Below are 21971 nucleotides of genomic sequence, written 5' to 3' on the forward strand. Positions count from 1 at the left end.
ATACCTAATTGGAGTACTTCAAAGCTACAAGAAACTTTTCTTATATTTGTAACCCAGATTACATAATTAAAAAAATTAAGTTTTTTTTAATTATTGGTTTGTTTAATGTAATTTGAAAATTTGTAGTCGGTTTCCAAATTTTTCTTACGTTCATTATAGCTATCTACAGCTTCTTGGATACTCATAAAGCAATTGGTATATCCTATATTACTCATGATCCCGCTTTTTTCTAAAACGTCTCTAACTGGCCCCTTCATTCCACTAAAAACAATTTCAATATGTAGACTCTTATATCTTTTAATTAAATCTTTTAACATATACACTCCAGAGCTATCTATACTGTTAATGCTTTCACCATCAATTATTATTAGCTTTAATTTTTCTCCTTTTTGAGCAATAAACTCTTCCAATTTATCTTTAAAATAATTGACATTCGCAAAATAAATTTGAGCATCAAATCGTAATATTAATAATTCATCACTTGTTTTTAAAAGGCCTTCAAACCTGCTCACATTTCTATAAAAATGGGTGTCAGGAATTTGTCCAAGTATTGCTACATGTGGTTTAGTGCTTCTATATATTAGCATTGCTAAGGATAGGGTAATTCCAATAAAAATACCTTCTTTAATTCCAATTGTTGCTGTTACTATTAGAGTAATATTTAAGATAATTAATTCTCTTTTTGAATAATTTAATAACTGTCTTGGTACCGTAAAATCTAGTAACCCAAAAACAGCCACAACAATTATTGCACCTAAAACCGATTTAGGTAAATAATAAAATATTGGCGTTAAATACAGTAGCGTAAATCCAACTACTAAACCAGATATTATGGCCGCCAATGGTGTTTTAGCTCCAGCTTGGTTATTAACTGCTGTTCTAGACAATCCACCGGTTCCGGGATAGGTTTGAAAAAATGATCCTACAATATTTCCTAAACCAAGAGCTATTAATTCTTGATTAGGTTTTACTTTATAATTATCGTGTTTTAATTCAATGGCTTTAGCAACTGAAATAGCCTCTAAAAAACCAATAAAAGATAATGTTAATGCAATTGGAAATAAAGATTCCAGTGTTGACATTTCGAATTTAGGAATTATAAACTCTGGTAATCCTTTTGGAATTTCCCCCAATATTTGAACCCCATATTGATCTAATTTAAATAGTTTAACCACCAATATTCCTAAAACCACAACAATTAATGCCGCTGGTACTTTTGTGGTTAAACGTTTAAAAAAAACCAAAATAATTATTGAAATAACACCTATTCCAAATGTTAACCAATTTATTTCAGATATATGTTTGAAGGCATCCATAATTAAATTATGAATTCCATTATCTCTATCCATTTGAATACCCAGTAAATTTTTTAACTGATTAAGTCCAATAATTAATGCCGCTGCAGAAGTAAATCCACTTATTACCGGTCTAGATAAAAAATTTACTAAAAAGCCTAATTTAAAAAAACCAAAAGCAACTTGCAAAACTCCCATCATAAAAGCTAAAAGAATAGCGAACTCAATAAAATGCTGGGATCCAATCTCTGCTAAAGCTGCAACTCCAGAAGCTACAATTAACGAATCCATTGCTACAGGACCTACAGCTAATTGTCTTGATGTTCCAAAAATAGCATATACTATTTGAGGAATCATTGCAGTATACAACCCATAAATTGGCGGTAAGCCGGCTATCATAGCATATGCAATTCCTTGTGGAATTAGCATAATTCCAACCGTTAAACCGGCTCCCAAATCCCCCTTAAACCATTCTTTTTTATAGCTTGGAAGCCATTCAAGTATCGGAATATATTTTTTAAAATTCATTGTTTTAAACTTTACTACATTCGTTAAATATTCTTGTAGTACACCCTGCACAAATTTCTGGATCTAACTTTGGGTAAATTGTATCAATTGCGGTGTTTTTATCTTTAAAGAAATTTTCCGGACCTATTATTTTCATAAATCCTCCCTTCCTAAGAACATCTTGACTAATAATTTTTAATCCAACAAAATAAATATCTCCACCTCTCTTGCGCCATTTCAATGTTTCTTGCATTAACCATTCTGCACCAGCTAAATCAACAAAGTTTACTCCTGTAGAAATAATTAATAAATTTTTTCTTTTATCGTTTTCATATAAATCTGTAAAAAAATCGGAGATAACCTCAATGGCTCCAAAATAGATAGAACCATCAATTCTTATAATTTTTAACTGTTCACATTCTTTTGCTGAATCATCTCTTATTACATAAAGTAACTTACCATCTTTATTTTTACCGAATACAGCAATATGTGGTTTTGAAGTTCTTTCTAAATAGAAGAATAACGAAATTATTATTCCCGAAAACAATGCTGTTTCTAATTCAAAAAACAAAGTACCTAATAATGTTACTGCTAAAACTATAAATTCTCTTTTACTACTTCTTATAATTTGCTTTATGTGATGAACATCAATTAAACTATATCCAATCATTAGTATTATCCCTCCCATAGCTGGGATTGGTAAATATGATGCATATTCAGCAAAAAACAAAACAACTATCATTAATCCTATTGCGGCAACAATGGCTGAAAATGGTGTCTTTGCTCCAGCCTGGAAATTTACACTTGATCGTGTAAATGAACCCGAACTAACATATGAAGAGAAAAAACTTGAAATAATATTAGTTAGGCCTTGCCCAATAAATTCTTGGTTGTTGTCTAACTTTTGATGAGAGTGTAGCGCTATGGATCTTCCAATTGAAACAGCTTCAACTAAACCAAGTAAAGCCAATATTACTGCTCCAGAGCTCAACATTTTTACATTTTCAAAATTAAAATCGGGAATCATAAACGGAGGTAAATTTGATGGAACAAAACCAACGGTTTCAATACCAAGTTTTTCTCCACCTATTAAAAATGTTACCACACTTCCCAAAATCATTGCAATTAACATATGTAATTTTGAAAGTATCTTTATATATTTTTTAATAATTATTGCAACTAGCAAAGTTCCTAAAGCAACAGCTAAAACGTAAACATTAGTTTCTTCAATATGTTTAACAATATGCACTAAAATTTCATAAAACGAACTACCTAGTGGCACTTTAATACCAAAAACATGTTTTAATTGTTTCACAGCAATTAAAATACCCGCGCCAGCAGCGAAACCAATTACAACAGAATTTGAAACAAAATTCACCAGCTTACCCATTTTTGCTAACCCCATTAACAACTTTATAATTCCTGCCATAAATGAAATTAAAATTGCTAATGAAATATATGCTTGTAATTCGGTTTCAGGGCTTACATATTTACTAATAATTGCAAATACAACAATTGAACTTGTAGTTGTTGGTCCGGATATTAAATGATAAGATGATCCAAATAGAGCAGCAATTACTGGAGTTATCATTGCTGTATAAAAACCATATACTGGTGGTAATCCTGCAATCATAGCAAATGCAACTGCCATAGGTATCACTACTATTGTTCCGGTTAATCCAGCAATTAAATCGCTTTTCCAAGTTTGTTTAACTAGCGGAAGCCATTTTAAAAAAGGAAATATCTTATTTAAACTCATATGTTGAAATTTAGAGTTTTAATTTACACAAAAGTACGTTGATAAAATATTAGTATTGTGACACAAGTCACATTGTTTAAAATAATTCTCCTTGAGTTCTTCCTTTGGTTCTTCCCAAATGAGTATAAGCCAATTCCGTTACCTCTCTTCCTCGTGGAGTTCTCATAATAAAACCCTCTTGTATTAAAAATGGTTCATAAACTTCTTCAATAGTCTCAGAATTTTCGCCTACCGCTGTTGATAATGTGCTAATACCAACTGGTCCTCCTTTAAATTTATCGATAATAGTTGTTAATATTTTATTATCCATTTCATCTAAACCATGAGCGTCCACATTTAATGCTTTTAAAGCATATTTGGCTATTTCAATAGAAATTGATCCTGTGCCCTTAATTTGTGCAAAATCACGTACTCTTCTAAGAAGTGCATTGGCAATTCTTGGAGTTCCTCTACTTCTTCCTGCAATTTCAATAGCTGCTTCCATTGTAATAGGAACTTTTAAAATTAAAGCACTTCTTTGAACAATTGTTGTTAACAATTCACTACTATAATATTGCAGTCTACTACTAATTCCAAAACGGGCTCGCATAGGTGCTGTTAGCAATCCCGATCGTGTTGTTGCACCTATTAATGTAAAAGGCTCTAAATCTATTTGTACAGTACGAGCATTTGGTCCGGATTCAATCATAATATCAATCCGGTAATCTTCCATCGCAGAATATAGGTATTCCTCAACTATTGGACTTAACCTATGAATTTCATCAATAAACAAAACATCACGTTCACTTAAATTTGTAAGCAAACCAGCTAGATCTCCCGGTTTATCTAATACAGGACCAGATGTAATTTTTAATCCAACACCCAACTCATTAGATAAAATGTGTGCTAATGTTGTTTTACCTAAACCTGGAGGTCCATGAAACAAAGTATGATCTAAAGCTTCTTCTCTTTGGTTTGCAGCTTCAACAAATATTTTTAAATTTTCTAAAACCTGCTCCTGTCCAGTAAAATCATCAAAACTTAATGGTCTTAATTTTTTTTCAACATCGAATTCTTCCGATGTGAAATTTTCTTTATCAGGGTTTAAGTTTTCATTCATAAAAACAAAGATAGCAGAAATAAAAAACCTTTCTAAAAAATTAGAAAGGTTTTCAATATTATATTAAAATTGACATTTATGATTCTTCTTCTCCTTCTTTTAAAGGAGTTGTTTGACAAACAAAATCTTCTTCATAACCTGGCTTGCTATAATCATATGCCCAACGTTGAACAGCTGGAATTTCACCTGGCCAATTTCCATGAATATGTTCCACTGGTGTAGTCCATTCTAAAGTATTAGATCTCCATGGGTTTTGCTCTGCCTTTTTACCTTTATAAATACTAATAAAGAAATTAGCTAAGAAAATAATTTGTGCTGAACCACCTAAAATAGCAAATAAGGTTATTACAATATTTACATCTGCTACATCATCAAACAACGGGAATGCTGTATTAGAATAATATCTACGTGGTAATCCTGCCAAGCCAATAAAATGCATTGGAAAGAAAACTCCATACGCAGCAACAGCAGTAAGCCAGAAATGCCAATAACCTAATGTTTTATTCATCATTTTACCATACATTTTAGGAAACCAGTGATACACACCCGCAAACATTCCATAAATTGCAGATACCCCCATTACTAAATGGAAATGAGCTACTACAAAATATGTGTCGTGAACATTAATATCTAATGCACTATCCCCTAACACTAAACCTGTTAAACCTCCTGAAATAAATGTTGAGACCAATCCAATTGAAAACAGCATTGCAGGATTCATTTGTAAATTTCCTTTCCAGAGCGTTGTTATATAATTAAAAGCTTTTACAGCTGATGGAATTGCAATTAATAAAGTTGTAAATGTAAACACAGAACCTAAAAATGGATTCATTCCAGATACAAACATATGATGACCCCAAACTATTGTTGATAAAAACGCAATAGCTATAATTGAACCAATCATTGCTCTATATCCAAAAATTGGTTTTCTTGAATTTGTAGAAATAATTTCGGAAGTTATTCCTAAGGCTGGTAATAAAACAATATAAACCTCTGGATGCCCTAAAAACCAAAACAAGTGTTCAAATAATACAGGTGAACCACCTTGGTAATGTAAAACTTCTCCTTGAATAAAAATATCAGATAAATAAAACGATGTTCCAAAACTTCTATCAAAAATTAACAATAATGCTGCAGACAAAAGAACTGGAAACGAAACTACACCAATAATAGCAGTAATAAAGAAAGCCCAAATTGTTAAAGGCAATCTTGTCATTTTCATACCAACTGTTCTTAAATTTAAAACAGTTACAATATAATTTAATGCACCTAATAATGAAGAGGCTATAAATATAGCCATTGATACCAACCAAAGTGTCATTCCTAAACCTGAACCTGGAATTGCTTGTGGCAATGCACTAAGAGGTGGGTAAATTGTCCAACCTGCTGATGCGGGTCCTGCTTCAATAAACAAAGAAATAACCATTAATAAACTTGACAAAAAGAATAACCAATAGGAAACCATATTCAAAAACCCCGAAGCCATATCTCGTGCCCCAATTTGTAATGGTATTAATAGGTTACTAAATGTACCACTTAATCCTGCCGTTAATACAAAAAACACCATTATAGTACCATGTATTGTAACTAAAGCAAGATAAATATCTGGAGACATAACTCCTCCATCTTGATGATGCCCTAAAAAGGCCTCAATAATTGAAAATGACCTTTCAGGCCAAGCTATTTGCAAACGAAATAACATTGACATAAATACACCTATAATTCCCATGAAAATACCAGTAACTAAATACTGTTTAGAAATCATTTTATGATCAGTACTAAATATGTACTTGGTTACAAATGTTTCTTTATGATGATGATCTGACATATTATATTTTTTTAGTAAGGTAGTAGTTAATTTTATTGAACAACTTGCGCCATAGTTTTTTGACTATTTAACCAAGAATTAAATTGGGCTTCTTCTTCCACCACAATTTTCATTTGCATATTGTAGTGCGATGCACCACAAATTTTATTACACAATAATAAATAATCAAACTCATAAGGGTCTTCTCCTTTTTCAGCTCTTATTTCATTTATATTATCAACTTTCGCAATTGTCTTTTCATTTAACCTCATTTCTTCCGTGGTCATAGATGGTGTAAATGCAAATTGAGTTACCATTCCAGGAACACAATTCATTTGAGCTCTAAAGTGAGGCATATAAGCAGAGTGTAAAACATCTTGTGAACGAAACTTAAATATAACTTTACGTCCTTTTGGCAAATGCAATTCTCTAACAGGTATATCATCCAAAGCATTCTTATCTGACATATCAACACCCATCGTGTTAATACCCTTGATATTTCTAACATTAGCTAAACCTAGTTCATTGTCTTTTCCAGCATAACGTGCTTCCCACTGAAATTGTTTTGCATACACTTCAACAATTAATGGATTTTCAGCATCTGAAGAATCCATAACATCAATCCATACAGATAATCCATACAGTACCATACCCGCCAAAACTACTGCTGGTATTACTGTCCAAATTAGTTCTAATTTATGACTATCTGCATAAAATAACGCCTTTGTTCCTTTTACTCCTCTATATTTAAAAGCGAAATAAAACAATAAGAATTGGGTAATAGCTTGTACTACCAAAATCAAGACCATTGTTACCATATAAAGAGTGTCATACCTTTCACCTTCCAATGAAGCTGCATCAGGTAATAATAATGCTGAATATTTTACAAATGAAAATATCATTAACCCGTAAAAGAATACTCCAAAAACAGCAAATAAAATTCCTTGAATATTGTTATCTTTTTCAGTTGCAATAACACTTTTTAGTTTTAAGATACTAGCTACTTGCCATATGGCCACGGCAATAACTATTGCCAGTAAAATATAGAGTAATGCTGTCATTTTATGTTTTTAATTTTTTTAGTGGTGTCAAATATAAAAAAAATCCTGAATTTATAACAATTCAGGACTTTTTTCTAAATGTTTTTTAACTATTAATAGTGAAAATGCTCACTTTCCTTAATAAATGGATTTCCTTTTGCTAAAAGTGGTGCTTTTGTTAATGCTGTGAATACTACATATATAAATAATCCTAACACTAATAAAACAGAACTTATTTCTGAAATTCCAAAGAACCATTGGTCACCAACTGTCGCTGGCATAATCATAACAAAAATATCTACATAATGTCCAATTAAAATAATAATTCCTGTACAAACAATAAACCAATTTACACGTTTAAAATCACTATTCATTAACACTAGTAATGGAAATGCAAAATTCAATACTAACATTCCCAAAAATGGTATTTTATACTCACTAAATCGTGAAGCAAAATAGGTAACTTCTTCTGGAATGTTTGCGTACCAGATTAACATAAATTGTGAAAACCATAAATAAGTCCAAAAAATACTAAACCCAAACATAAACTTTGCTAAATCGTGTAAGTGACTATTATTTACAAATTCTAAATACCCTTTTCCTTTTAAATAAATAGATATTAATGCAATTGTAGTTACTGCAGAAACAATCATGCTTGCAAAAACATACCAACCAAATAATGTACTAAACCAATGCGGATCTAAAGACATAATCCAATCCCAAGACATCATAGACTCAGAAACCAAAAAGAATACTAAAAATGCTGCCGAACTTTTAAATAACTTGGTGTAATTACTGTTATCATTAGCCTTATCTTGTGCTAACGTTAATTTTCTTGCATATTGACGATAAACCACCCAACCTATAATATAAATTGCAGCTCTTAATAAAAAGAAAGGTACATTTAAATAACCTGATTTATTTTGAATTAATTCATCATGTGCAACTACATCAGCATCCATCCAAGTAAATAAATGATTCATATGTAGTGATGAAAGCACAAAAAATACAAATAATAAAACTGCTCCAACTGGTAAGTAGGCAGTAATTCCTTCCATAACTCTAAATAACACAACTGGCCAACCAGCTTGTGATGCATGTTGAATTGCATAAAAGGCCAATGTTGCTAATGAAATCATAAAAAAGAAAAACAATGCCACATATAATGCTGACCAAGGTTTGTTTTTTAAATAATGAAAAGCATGCTCTGCATGTGTATCATCAGAATGAGCAGTTTCATGTGATTCGCCATGATTAACATTATCGTGACTTGTCGCAACTTCGCCATGAGAATCATGACTCTCTTGCAACATAACTTTAACATCTTCTACTGAATTAGGTGTAGACAAAAAACCGTAAGCAACACCCAAAAGACCTACAATCATTAAGGCAAATGAAAATGTTTTTAATTTACTTGAAAAGGTATACATATTAATAAATTCTATCTTAGTAAAAGTGTTATTTTAATAATTCTGCTCTAAGCTGTTGAACATACATTGTAACTTGCCAACGTTCTTTAGCTGTTAATTGAGATGCATGAGATCCCATCATATTTCTTCCATGCATAATAACATAATGGATACTTCCTTCTGTTATATCTCTATCCTTATAATTTGGAACCCCTAAAAACTTATCTCTTTTCACTAAGGTTCCATCTCCGGCTCCAGTTTTTCCATGGCAAGACGCACAATAAATATTATACATTTTTTTTCCATTCTCCAAATTAGTTTCGTTAATCTCTAAAGGATTTTTCGAGTCTAATTTTGCAGCCTCATAACCTTCATTTGAATTATCATAATCATAAGGTACTTGACCTCTTGCAATGGTTCCTTCAACAGGTAATTGAGTTGTCATACCATTTGCATAGTTAGGATTTTGTCCATAAGTATCATATCCTACCGACTTATACATATCAGGCATGTATTGATAATTTGGCTTTGTTTTATCACCCCAACATGATGATAATGTAAAAATAAAAGCCAATGCTATTGTTATTTTTAAAATGTTTTTCATTTTAATTTTTACTTTTCAGTTACTTTAATTTCAACAGTTCCAGTATTCTCTAAAAATGAAATCAATGACGCTTCATTTCCATCAACTAATACTTCCATTACAAACATATCATCTGTTGTTCTAGGATCAGGATTTTCTGCTTTTTTAAATGGCCAAAGTCTACTTCTCATATAAAAAGTAATTACCATTAAATGGGCTGCAAAAAACACACTTAATTCAAACATAATTGGAACAAAAGCTGGCATATTTAAAAAGAAACTAAAACTAGGTTTCCCTCCAATATCCTGAGGCCATTGCTCAATCATCATATAATTCATCATCCAAATAGCAAATGAAAAACCAACACATCCGTACATAAAAGCCGTTATTGCAATTCTTGTACCTTTTAGCCCCATTGCTTTATCCAAACCATGAACCGGAAATGGTGTATAAACTTCTTCAATATGATGATTTGCTGCACGAACTTCTTTCACAGCATCCATTAGGACATCATCATCATTATACATTGCTTGTATTACTTTTGAGCTCATATTTACTCTTTATTTTTTTAAATTTTTAGCTTGACCTGCCCAATCGTCACGTTTTGCTCTCCCTTTAAATGAATCTAATAGAGAATCTAACAAATCATATTCTTTATCTGTCATCTTACTTACTTGGTCAAAACTATAAATACCAATATTATTTAATATTCCTTCTAATTTTGGCCCAACACCGCTAATTAATTTTAAATCATCGGCTGTTTGAGTTTCTTTATCGAAAATTCCTAAACTTCCTAGTAAATTATTTTTTTGATCTGAAGAATCATTTGAAACAACTGTTTCAACCTTAACCTTCTTAGCTACTTTAGCAGGAGCAGGATTTTTACCTCCAGCATCTCTATATAATTTATAATTTTCTCCTGAAGATTTCAAAATAGACTTAACCTCAGCCTGCGCAATTACTGGGAACGTTCTTGCGTACAATAAAAATAACACAAAAAAGAATCCAATTGTTCCAACATATATTCCAATATCCACAAATGTAGGTGAGAACATTGTCCAAGATGATGGTAAATAATCTCTATGTAAAGAGGTTACTATAATTACAAATCTCTCAAACCACATTCCAATATTTACAACAATTGATATAATGAATGAGAATGTAATACTTTGTCTTAACTTTTTCGACCACATAAATTGTGGAGAGAATACGTTACAACTCATCATTAATAAATAAGCCCACCAATAAGGACCGGTTGCTCTATTTAAAAAAGCATATTGTTCATATTCAACACCAGAATACCAAGCAATAAATAACTCAGTAATATAAGCACAACCTACAATAGAACCAGTAATCATAATTACTATGTTCATCAATTCAATATGTTGTTTTGTAATATAAGCTTCAAGATTTGAAACTTTTCTCATTATAATTAACAAAGTATTTACCATTGCAAATCCAGAGAATACCGCCCCTGCAACAAAATATGGAGGGAAAATAGTTGTATGCCAACCAGGAATAACTGATGTAGCAAAATCAAATGATACAATTGTATGTACAGAAAGAACTAATGGAGTTGCTAAACCAGCCAACACTAATGAAACTTCTTCAAAACGCTGCCAATCCTTCGCTCTACCAGTCCATCCAAAACTTAATAAACTATAAATTTTCTTTTGAAATGGTCTTACAGCTCTATCACGTAACATCGCAAAATCAGGTAATAAACCTGTCCACCAAAATACCAATGACACGGATAAATAAGTTGAAATTGCAAATACATCCCATAATAATGGAGAGTTAAAGTTAGTCCATAAAGTACCAAACTGATTTGGAATAGGTAACACAAAGTGAGCATTCCATACACGCCCCATATGTATTACTGGGAACAAACCTGCTTGAACAACTGAAAAAATGGTCATTGCTTCTGCAGAACGGTTTATACCCATTCTCCATTTTTGACGGAATAACAACAATACAGCAGAAATTAAAGTACCGGCGTGACCGATACCAACCCACCATACAAAATTTGTAATATCCCAGGCCCAACCTACGGTTTTATTTAAACCCCAAACTCCAATTCCTGTTCCTATAGTGTACATAATTGAACCTACACCCCAAAGGAATGCTAAAAGCGCAATTATAAAAACTGTCCACCATAATTTATTTGCTTTACCTTCAACTGGAGCTGCAACTTCAACAGTGATATCGTGATAGCTTTTATCTCCAATGATTAAAGGTCTTCTAATAGGTGCTTCGTAATGAGACGACATAATCTAATTTAATTATTATCTTTTATTAATATTTTTATGATTCTTAAGTGTTTCTAACCTTTACATGGTAAACTACATTAGGTTTTGTACCAATGTGTTCTAGTAAATGATAGGCTCTTTTATCTTCTGCTAAATGTGCTACAGTATCTTCTTTCTTGTTAATATCTCCAAAAACCATAGCTCCAGTTGAACAAGCTTTAGAACATGCTGTTTCAAACTCATTTGTATTAACAGGTCTTCCTTCTTTTTTAGCTTTTAAAATTGTTGCTTGTGTCATTTGGATACACATTGAACATTTTTCCATAACACCACGAGAACGAACAGTAACATCTGGATTCAATACCATTTTACCTAAATCGTCATTCATATTGTAATCAAATTCACTGTTGTTTGGGTAATTAAACCAGTTAAATCTTCTTACTTTATATGGGCAGTTATTTGCACAATAACGAGTACCTACACAACGGTTATACGCCATATGGTTTTGACCTTGACGTCCGTGTGAAGTTGCAGCAACTGGACAAACTGTTTCACAAGGTGCGTGATTACAATGTTGACACATCACTGGTTGGAAAGCTACAGATGGATTTTCTGAAGGATCTTCCAACTCGGCCATTGTATCTTTATATCCACTTACACCTGTTCCAGCTTCTTTCTTTTCATTATCACCAGCAAAATCTTCTTCATGTGAATAATATCTATCAATACGCAACCAGTGCATATCACGAGATTTTCTAATTTCTTGTTTACCTACTACTGGAACATTGTTCTCAGCATGACAGGCAACAACACAAGCACCACAACCGGTACAAGCATTTAAATCTATTGACAAATTAAAATGATGTCCAATTGATCTATCAAATGAATCCCATAAATCTACTGATGTAGCATCAACTTCATTATGATCTAAAGATACTTTTGGTACTTTATTCCATTCTTTGGAGTCAACTGTATTAAATTCATTTAAAGTTGTTTCCTTTATAATATCACCTCTACCCATTAAGGTATTGTGTAATTGCACACAAGCAAATTCATGTTCACCTGCAACAACTTTTAATGAAACTCCTGTTTGAGTGGTATTAAAATTGTTATAAAACTTGTAAGCATTATTTCCTGTTTGCATTTCAGGTTTAAGTCCTTGTTTACGACCATATCCTAAAGCTAATCCTAGCGAGCCCTTTGCTTGTCCTGGCTGAATTAATGCAGGTAATACTTCTGTTAAACCATTAATTGTAACTTCTACTAAACTTCCATTTAATGCCCCATTTGCAACGTGGTAATTTTCTACACCTATTACTTTGGCATCTGCCTTAGAAATAGTTAAATAGTTATCCCAAGAAGTTCTTGTTATAGGATCTGGCAACTCTTGTAACCAAGGATTATTTGCCATTTGCCCATCACCTAAACCAGTTTTAGTATATAATGAAACCTCAAAATCACTTCCTTCTACTTTTCCTAACTCAGTCCCAGCTTTGTTAATATCAATTTCATTAATAATCAACTCATCTTGTACAACTTGTTCAGCTAAAAATACACCATCGTGTAATGCTTGATTCCAAGATTTTCCAGCTAAAACATCTGTATTCCACAATTCTTTTAAGAAATCATAATAAGAAACAGTACTACCTGTCCATTTTAATAAAGCATCTTGGAACTGACGCGTATTAAATAAAGGCTTTATTGTTGGTTGCATTAAACTGTAGTAACCTTTTTTGATAACAACATCTCCCCAAGATTCCAAATAATGCGGTGTTGCTAATGCATATTGAACCGCATTTGCTGTTTCGTTATCTTGCATTGAAAATGCAACAGATAATTTAACTTTCTTCAACCCTTCAACAAAATCTGCTGAATTTGGTAATGTATAAACTGGATTTGAGTTATTGATAATTACAGCGCCAATTTTTCCAGCATTCATATCTGAAACTAATTGTGTAACCTCAGCATCATTCCCTTTTCTAACATTCTTTGTTGCAACAACATCAATTACTTCACTTGCAATATGATTATTTATTGCCAATGCTAATAATTGTGCGTTTTTATCTTGAATACCAGTAACAACAACTGCTTTTGAACCGGCAGCTTTTATTTCCCCGGCAACCTTATTCACTAAATCATTTAGCGGAGAAGCTTCTCTTGTACTAACACCTTTAACAACTGCTTGATATAATTTTATCAATGCTAAATTTTGTTCAGATGGTTTTACCATTAAACGTTTATCAGCATTTGCACCGGTTAAGGTCATGTTAGATTCAACTTGAATATGACGTGACATTTTTCCATTTTGAGGAACACGTCCTTTTGCGTATCCAGCATCAAAACCTCCACCTTGCCAATCTCCTAGAAAATCTGCTCCAATTGAAACAATAACTTTTGCTTTTTCTAAATTATAATCCGGCAAAGCTCTACTACCATACATTTCTTCAAACGCATCTAAAGCAGCAGATTCCGAAACAGCATCATAAGCTACATGTTGAACATTACCAAAAGCCTCACTAAATTGACCTACTAATTTCTTAGTAGATGGACTTGCACAAGTTGATGTTAATATTGCAATAGGTAATCCAGCTTCTTTAACTTCATTTAATTTTGAAACAATTTGGCTATCCGCATCTGCCCAAGAAATATCCGAACCATTAGCTTTTGGGCCTTTTAATCGAAAACTATCATACAATGATAACACTGAAGCTTGCACACGTGCATTTGTACTTCCGTTTGCTTCTTTATTTGGTTCAATTTTTATTGGACGTCCTTCTCTAACTTTTACTAAAATATTTGCAAAATCAAAACCATCAGCCATTGTAGTGGCATAATATTCCGCCACACCAGGAATAATATCATCTGGCTTAATAACATAAGGAATTGTTTTAACAACTGGACCTTCACAAGCAGCTAATGAAGCAGCTGCTGTTGTAAATCCAACATACTTTAAAAAGTCTCTACGTGTTGTTGAAGAAGCTTCTAAATTTTCTTTATCTCCTAAAAAATCATCAGTAGGAATTTCTTCAACAAACTCGTTTTGTTTTAACGTATCAACAATAGAGCTTTTTGTATTTAGCTCTTCAACACTTTTCCAGTATTTTTTGTTTGATGCCATTTTATATCTTATTATTTACTTCGTAATTACTATTAATAGTGACATTTTCCACATTCTAAACCTCCCATTTGAGCTTCAGTCACTTTCTCTACACCGTACTTTTTGGCTAATTGATCATGAATATTTTTATAATATCCATTTTCTGTCATATCAACTTCAGTTGTTCTATGACAGTCAATACACCAACCCATTGTTAGCGGAGAGAACTGGTACATATCATGCATTTCCTCTACTGGACCGTGACATTTCTGACAGTCTAATCCAGCAACAGTTACATGTTGTGAATGGTTATAGTAGGCAAAATCTGCTAGGTTGTGAATTCTAACCCACTCAATTGGCTTTTGCTCGTAACCTTCAATATATTTTACATTTTCTTTATCCCATCCAACTGCATCGTAAATTTTCTGAATTTCATTATCTAAATCTTCTTTTGAATAATCTCCAAATAATTCACCATTATATTCTGATATAGATTTATGACAGTTCATACAAACATTTGCCGTAGGAATTCCAGACGTTTTACTATGTTTAGCTGAAGAGTGACAGTATTGACAATCAATTTTATTATCACCAGCGTGGACTGCATGTGAAAACGCAATAGGTTGAATTGGCTGATAACCTTCATTTACATCGATCTGTAACAACCAACTAAATAACAACCAAGCTCCTGCTAATAATAAAAATATAATAGTTAAGAATCTTAAGAAAGGATTAAAAATCAAAGATTTTAACATACTTTCTGTATCTTCTTCTCCTTCTACAACCTTCTTATTGGTTGTTGCTGCAACTACTATAGATAGTAATAAAAAGACTAAAATTGTTATTAACAAGGATGGTAAAACACCTATTCCTGGATTCTCAAAAATCTTTTCATCTGCAGCTGAAGATGTTGAAGCCGCAGCAGGTTTAATGTCACCAACCGCCAAATACTTTAACAAATTATCGATATCTTCATCAGATAACTGAGGAAAAGGAGTCATTGCAGCTGGATTGCTTTCTTGAACTTCTTTTGCCAACTTATCACCTGAAGCAACTAAAGCATTATTATCTTTAATCCAAGCTTTTAACCAATCCGCCTCACGCTTATCCGTGATTTTCAATAGTTCTGGACCAATTAATTTACCTTCTAGCTTATGACAAGCAGCACAATTGGCTTTAAAAATTTGCTTCCCCATTTCTACACCTGGATCAACTTCAGCAACTGCTGCAGTTGTTTCTACTGATTTTGGCTCACCTTTTGTGTAGGCCAATATATCAATAATATCCTGATCAGATAAATGTGGATTAGCTGTCATTGGCAATTTGTTGTTTTCTTCAAAAACTTGAACTGCTAATTTGTCTCCTGATTTAATCATTCCTGGACTATCCTTAATCCAAGAAATTAACCATTCTTGTTCTCTTCTTTCCGTAATCCCTTTTAAGGCTGGACCTACTAATTTTTTATCTAACTTATGGCAAGCGGCACACGTACTTTTGAAGAGCTTCTCTCCATTAGCAACATCGCCCTCTTGAGCCGATAAATTAAGTGAAAATAATAAAAGGAAAGCAAGACTATTAATGACTAATCTTGATAATGGACTGTGTTGTTTCACACTTTTCATACTTAAAAAAAATCTTTTCTTTCTTGTTTGGTACAATATTTTCATGAAATAAAGAATGATTTATGTCATTTTTATTAATGATTTGACAAAAGTACTATTAATATATAAACCACAAAATGTAAAAATTACGTTAAAGTTAATTTATATTCATTCTAAATAAGAGAAGTGTAACTTTCTTTAATTTGAATATTTTAAATTTGAAAAAAATTAAGATTATGATGTTTATCCAAAAAAGAAGATATATTAATTTGTTATTTATTCTAGTTATAGGGATAGCAAGCAGTTATGGCCAAAATGACAATAATAAAGTTAATCAATTAATTACGCAAAAAAGAAATTTTAACAAAGAAAACAAGATAACAGTTGTTTATAAAATTCAATTGTATAACGGTACAGAAACTCAGGCATATAAAATTAAAAACAATTTTTTAAATGAGTTTCCACAATATAACACTCAAATTGTTTACAAATCTCCCGAATGGAAAACACAAGTTGGAAATTTTGAAACACGTTTAGAAGCCGATAGAGTATTATTAATAATAAAGGAAAAATTTTCTGGGGCAATTGTTTTAGAAGACACTATTTAACTACAAAACTCTATTTAATCTTTCGAATAGGCGTTGTCTAAGGGCTGTATAATTTACTATAGATTCGAGCACGTGATCCCTACTATTTTCTTCAGAAATATCGGTAAGCAAAGAATTGATTTTCTCTTGTATTAATATGCGTCGTAAATTATAAATGGCATCTAAAACCATTTTTGATAAATCACTTTCTTTACTTTTTACTTCAATATCTTTTCTACCCCAATCACTTAATACGTGTATTTCATCTTCCATTAAAATATTGGTAACCATATTTGAAATATTGGTATTTGAACTATTTACTAGAATGTCCACCGAAATGTTTTCTTCCTGATTTAATTGGTTTATAACATCGTAATATATTTGTTTAAAAGTTTCGTCTGTAAATTCAATTTCATCTTCTTGTAAATTCAAATAAATTTCCTTGGAAACAACATTTTGAAATTGTTCTTTTTTTAATTTCTTAAACTCATTTCCTTGTACTTCTCCTTCTTCAATATAATCAACAAAATCTACCTCTTTATTACCATAAAGCAGCAAAATTTTTATTATCTCTCTTTCATACTTTTTAAGCTCATTTACTTTTTCAACTTGCGATGTTTTTTGAAGTTGCATCATTTCAGGATACAATGCCTCAATTGGAGGTTCGTTTGGATCGGAACTATTTTTATTCTGATAACTTCTAATATTTTTAGCATTTTTTGATGCTTCTCTTTTAGATTTATTATCAATTTGAGCCAATTCGTTAAAAAGAACGCTTTCTGAAATATCCATTATTCTAGAACATTCCTGAATATAAACTTCTCGTTGAATTCTATCTGGTATTTTTGAAATACTAATTACAATATCTCTAATTAAACCTGCCTTTTTAACAGGGTCGTTTTGGGCCTCTTCCATTAAAAGAGAAACCTTAAAGTTTATAAAATCTTGACTATTATTTTCTAAATAATCTTTAAGCTCCTCGTTTGTTACTTTTTTTGAATAACTATCTGGGTCATCTCCATCAGGAAACATCAATACCCGAACATTCATTCCTTGTTCAAGAATTAAATCAATACCTCTAATTGATGCTCTAATACCAGCTGCATCTCCATCAAAAAGAATTGTTATATTTTTTGTTAGTCGATTAATTAATCTTATTTGATTTTCGGTAAGTGCCGTACCAGATGAAGCAACAACATTTTGTATTCCAGATTGATACAACGATATTACATCTGTATAGCCTTCAACTAAATAACAATTATCTTCACGAGCAATGGTTTGTTTTGCATAATGAATACCATACAAAACATTACTTTTATGGTAAATATCACTATCGGGCGAATTTAAATACTTAGCAGCCTTTTTATCGGTAATTAAAATTCGTCCTCCAAAACCAAGTACCCTTCCACTCATACTATGAATAGGAAACATAACTCGTCCCTTAAAACGATCAAACTTTTTAAATCCGCCTTCCGCTAAAACGTCTTGTTTTACAATTGATAAACCAGTAGACTCTAAATACTTTAAATTATAACCTTTATTTAAAGCTTCTGAAGTAAAAGCTTCCCATTCATTTAAAGAATAACCTAATTGAAACTTTTTAATGGTTTCTTCGGTATATCCTCTTTCTTTAAAATAACTTAGTCCAATTGCTTTACCTTGTTCATCTTCAAATAAATTCTTATGAAAATAATCGCGTGCAAACTCCGAAACCAAAAACATACTTTCTCTTTCATCTGCATGCTGTTTTTGTTCATCTGTTTGCTCTGTTTCTTCAATTTCAATATTGTATTTTTTTGCTAAATATCGAATTGCTTCTGGATAGGTATAATGTTCTTGTTCCATTAAAAATGAAACCGCATTTCCTCCTTTACCAGTACTAAAATCCTTCCAAATTTGTTTTACTGGAGACACCATAAATGAGGGCGTTCTTTCTTCAGAAAAAGGACTTAATCCTTTATAATTACTTCCCGATTTCTTTAACTGAACAAATTCACCAATAACCTCCTCTACACGAGCAGTTTCAAAAACTCTATCTATGGTTTCTCTGGAAATCAAATTTATTAAATTATATTTTTATTGAATTTTCTAAATTACAAAATTTAGATAAAAAAAGGAGCCATCTGAAAAGTATTATGAATCGTCATTCCGAATTTATTTCAGCTTAACGAAACCATCGCTTTTTAGACAGCTTCTTTTAAATTTTATTTATTTTTTATTACTAAGACACTGCTTTCAACTTTTTTAAGGTAGACTTGTTAATCTTATTTTCAGCATACTTTGCAGTAATTTTCAACTCAGATTCATCGCTGCCAGGAAGTTCAAACATAGCATCTGTTAATATTGCCTCACATAAAGAACGTAATCCCCGAGCACCTAATTTATACTCAACCGCCTTTTCAACAATATACATTAATGCTTTTTCATTTATGGAAAATTCAATACCGTCCATTTTAAATAATTTTTGGTATTGTTTAATAATTGAATTTTTTGGTTCGGTTAAAATTGCTCTTAAAGTATCTGCATCTAATGGATTCATATGCGTTAGCGCTGGTAAACGACCAATAATTTCCGGAATTAAACCAAATGACTTTAAATCACTTGGAATAATATATTGAAGCATGTTATCTGTATCAACTTTCGCTTCTTTTATTGATGCGCTATAACCAACAGCTTGTCTGTTTAATCGTTTTCCAATAATTTTATCTATTCCAGAAAATGCACCTCCTGCTATAAACAAAATGTTTTTTGTATTTACCTCAATAAATTTTTGATCAGGATGTTTTCTTCCTCCTTTTGGCGGAACATTAACTACCGAACCTTCTAATAACTTTAATAAAGCTTGTTGAACACCTTCACCAGAAACATCTCTTGTTATAGATGGGTTATCCCCTTTACGGGCAATTTTATCAATTTCATCAATAAAAACAATTCCTCTCTCGGCCTTAACTACGTCGTAATCTGCAGCTTGCAACAAACGTGTTAAAATGGTTTCAACATCTTCTCCAACATAACCAGCTTCGGTTAAAACAGTTGCATCTACAATACAAAATGGCACGTTAAGCATGCGTGCAATTGTACGTGCAATAAGTGTTTTTCCAGTTCCTGTTTCACCAACTAAAATAATATTACTTTTTTCAATCTCTATATCATCCTCGTCTTTTGTATCTGGCTGTAATAAACGTTTGTAATGATTATATACCGCTACTGACATAACACGTTTTGCCTGATCTTGACCAATCATATATTGATCTATAAATTCCTTTATTTCTTTTGGTTTTTTTAGCGTAATTTCTGTAGATAGTGAAGAAGTTGAATTTTCAGCTATTTCTTCCTGCACAATTCCATGTGCTTGCTCTATACATTTATCACAAATATGTGCATCTAAACCCGCTATTAATAAATCCGTTTCTGGTTTTTTTCTTCCACAAAACGAACATTCTAAAACTTCATCCTTCGCCATATACTCAATCTAAATTTACTTTCTTATTAAAATTTCATCAATCATACCGTACTTTTTTGCTTCTTCAGCTTTCATCCAGTAATCTCTATCTGAATCTGCATGAACTTTTTCCATTGTTTGCCCAGAATGTTTAGAAATTATTTGATATAGTTCGTCTTTCAACTTCATAATTTCACGAGCTGTAATTTCAATATCGCTAGCCTGTCCTTGAGCTCCACCCAATGGTTGGTGAATCATGACTCTTGAATGTGGTAACGCCGAACGTTTACCTTTTGTACCTGCACACATTAAAACTGCCCCCATAGAAGCCGCCATTCCCGTACAAATAGTCGCCACATCCGGTTTTATAAATTGCATTGTATCGTACATTCCTAAGCCTGCATAAACACTTCCTCCTGGAGAGTTAATGTAAATTGAGATATCTTTTGAGTTATCAACGCTTTCTAAAAACAGTAATTGCGCTTGTATAATATTAGCTACATAATCATCAATTGCAGTTCCTAAAAAAATAATTCTGTCCATCATTAAACGCGAAAACACATCCATTTGTGCAACATTTAATTGACGTTCTTCAATAATATATGGAGTAACACTACTAACCAATTTATCGTAATACATGCTACTAATTCCTTGTTGCTTTGTTGCAAACTTTTTAAACTCTTTTCCGTAATCCATTTTATAGGTTTTATAAAATTAAGGCTGTAAATATAAGGAGTATTTATGAATTATATAACTTATAAGCCGCAAGTATGATTTAGAATGATTTTATATAAGCTGTTTTTAACAAAATATTTTGTTTTTTACTATGCACGCATAGTATTATTAGGTATCTTTATTGTGATTTATAAACCAAATACTAAATTAAACATAGCGAAATGAAATCAAAATTTATATTATTATTGCTATTCACTATTACCTTCAGCATTTATGCTCAAGAATATGAAAACGGAACTATAGTTACGCAACACTATGACACTATATCTAATGTGAAAATTGAAAAATTAAGTGATTCTAAAAGCCTTTTACACCTTAACTATATTGATAAAAATGGAGAAGTGCAAAGTCCGGCAATAGAATCAATTAAATGTTATCAAAGAGGAACCGACACTTTTTGTAGAATTTATAATTCTGGCGAAATGGTGCTTGCAAAAAAAGTTGTTGATGGCGAAAAATTAAATCTTTACGAAAGATATTTAAATGGCGGAACAACGTTTTACATAGAAAAAGTGTACGACGAATTAATAAAAGTACCTTCTTCCAGTAAAAAATTTAAAAAGGTAATTGGATTATTTTTAAAAGATGCTCCAAAAATTTCTGAAAAAATAAATTCTAAAGAGTTAGAGGATATATTAGAAATAGTTAATCTATACAATAAAGGTTAATTATTTTGGTTTTAGTTGAAAAGGTCTGAAAGTTACATTACTTTCAGACCTTTTTTATTTTAAAACATGCCTAATTTAAGTATCTTTGAAATC

At 31.7% G+C, this 21971-nt stretch carries 16 protein-coding genes; 2 read left to right on the forward strand and 14 right to left on the reverse strand.

Features of this window, described 5'->3' with window-relative positions; all coding sequences use genetic code 11:
* Positions 1 to 86: 86 nt before the first annotated feature.
* From Q0776_RS00155 to Q0776_RS00205, 11 genes are all read right to left on the reverse strand, one after another.
* The gene (locus tag Q0776_RS00155) at positions 87 to 1823 is read right to left on the reverse strand and encodes a solute carrier family 26 protein (protein ID WP_298363351.1); all 1737 of its coding nucleotides are present in this window, start codon (positions 1821 to 1823) and stop codon (positions 87 to 89) included.
* A 4-nt stretch (positions 1824 to 1827) separates the two neighbouring features.
* Complete coding sequence (locus Q0776_RS00160) at positions 1828 to 3561, reverse strand: SulP family inorganic anion transporter (protein ID WP_298363352.1); 1734 nt, start codon at positions 3559 to 3561, stop codon at positions 1828 to 1830.
* Between the two features lie 76 nt (positions 3562 to 3637).
* Positions 3638 to 4660 (reverse strand): Holliday junction branch migration DNA helicase RuvB, encoded by a 1023-nt coding sequence (gene ruvB, locus Q0776_RS00165; RefSeq protein ID WP_298363356.1) that lies wholly within the window; start codon positions 4658 to 4660, stop codon positions 3638 to 3640.
* 76 nt (positions 4661 to 4736) lie between these two features.
* Positions 4737 to 6488 (reverse strand): cbb3-type cytochrome c oxidase subunit I, encoded by a 1752-nt coding sequence (locus Q0776_RS00170; RefSeq protein ID WP_298363358.1) that lies wholly within the window; start codon positions 6486 to 6488, stop codon positions 4737 to 4739.
* Positions 6489 to 6520: 32 nt separating this feature from the next.
* Positions 6521 to 7528 carry a cytochrome c oxidase subunit II gene (locus tag Q0776_RS00175; protein WP_298363359.1) on the reverse strand — a complete coding sequence of 336 codons (1008 nt, stop codon included), beginning with the start codon at positions 7526 to 7528 and terminating at the stop codon, positions 6521 to 6523.
* 92 nt (positions 7529 to 7620) lie between these two features.
* Positions 7621 to 8937 (reverse strand): quinol:cytochrome C oxidoreductase, encoded by a 1317-nt coding sequence (locus tag Q0776_RS00180; protein ID WP_298363361.1) that lies wholly within the window; start codon positions 8935 to 8937, stop codon positions 7621 to 7623.
* A 28-nt stretch (positions 8938 to 8965) separates the two neighbouring features.
* Complete coding sequence (locus Q0776_RS00185) at positions 8966 to 9520, reverse strand: cytochrome c (RefSeq protein WP_298363363.1); 555 nt, start codon at positions 9518 to 9520, stop codon at positions 8966 to 8968.
* 8 nt (positions 9521 to 9528) lie between these two features.
* On the reverse strand, positions 9529 to 10050 hold the full coding sequence (locus Q0776_RS00190) for a DUF3341 domain-containing protein (RefSeq protein ID WP_298363364.1): 522 nt from the start codon (positions 10048 to 10050) through the stop codon (positions 9529 to 9531).
* A 9-nt stretch (positions 10051 to 10059) separates the two neighbouring features.
* Positions 10060 to 11769 (reverse strand): NrfD/PsrC family molybdoenzyme membrane anchor subunit, encoded by a 1710-nt coding sequence (gene nrfD, locus Q0776_RS00195; protein WP_298363367.1) that lies wholly within the window; start codon positions 11767 to 11769, stop codon positions 10060 to 10062.
* A 43-nt stretch (positions 11770 to 11812) separates the two neighbouring features.
* The gene (locus Q0776_RS00200) at positions 11813 to 14866 is read right to left on the reverse strand and encodes a TAT-variant-translocated molybdopterin oxidoreductase (protein WP_298363369.1); all 3054 of its coding nucleotides are present in this window, start codon (positions 14864 to 14866) and stop codon (positions 11813 to 11815) included.
* A gap of 32 nt (positions 14867 to 14898) precedes the next feature.
* The gene (locus Q0776_RS00205; RefSeq protein ID WP_298363372.1) at positions 14899 to 16467 is read right to left on the reverse strand and encodes a c-type cytochrome; all 1569 of its coding nucleotides are present in this window, start codon (positions 16465 to 16467) and stop codon (positions 14899 to 14901) included.
* A gap of 215 nt (positions 16468 to 16682) precedes the next feature.
* On the opposite strand from Q0776_RS00205, the gene Q0776_RS00210 reads away from it, so the two are divergent.
* Positions 16683 to 17054, forward strand: a complete 372-nt coding sequence (locus Q0776_RS00210) for a hypothetical protein (protein ID WP_298363376.1) — start codon at positions 16683 to 16685, stop codon at positions 17052 to 17054.
* On the opposite strand, the gene dnaG is transcribed toward Q0776_RS00210, so the two are convergent.
* The 3 genes from dnaG to clpP all read right to left on the reverse strand — a co-directional run bounded on the left by dnaG (position 17055) and on the right by clpP (position 21171).
* The gene (gene dnaG, locus Q0776_RS00215) at positions 17055 to 19091 is read right to left on the reverse strand and encodes a DNA primase (RefSeq protein WP_298363378.1); all 2037 of its coding nucleotides are present in this window, start codon (positions 19089 to 19091) and stop codon (positions 17055 to 17057) included.
* A gap of 163 nt (positions 19092 to 19254) precedes the next feature.
* On the reverse strand, positions 19255 to 20496 hold the full coding sequence (gene clpX / locus Q0776_RS00220) for an ATP-dependent Clp protease ATP-binding subunit ClpX (RefSeq protein ID WP_298363383.1): 1242 nt from the start codon (positions 20494 to 20496) through the stop codon (positions 19255 to 19257).
* Positions 20497 to 20511: 15 nt separating this feature from the next.
* The gene (gene clpP, locus Q0776_RS00225; RefSeq protein ID WP_298363385.1) at positions 20512 to 21171 is read right to left on the reverse strand and encodes an ATP-dependent Clp endopeptidase proteolytic subunit ClpP; all 660 of its coding nucleotides are present in this window, start codon (positions 21169 to 21171) and stop codon (positions 20512 to 20514) included.
* A gap of 200 nt (positions 21172 to 21371) precedes the next feature.
* Here clpP and Q0776_RS00230 point away from each other — a divergent pair, with 200 nt between their 5' ends.
* On the forward strand, positions 21372 to 21878 hold the full coding sequence (locus Q0776_RS00230) for a hypothetical protein (protein ID WP_298363389.1): 507 nt from the start codon (positions 21372 to 21374) through the stop codon (positions 21876 to 21878).
* Positions 21879 to 21971 lie beyond the last annotated feature (93 nt).

This window comes from uncultured Lutibacter sp., assembly GCF_947495725.1.
GTDB lineage: Bacteria > Bacteroidota > Bacteroidia > Flavobacteriales > Flavobacteriaceae > Lutibacter.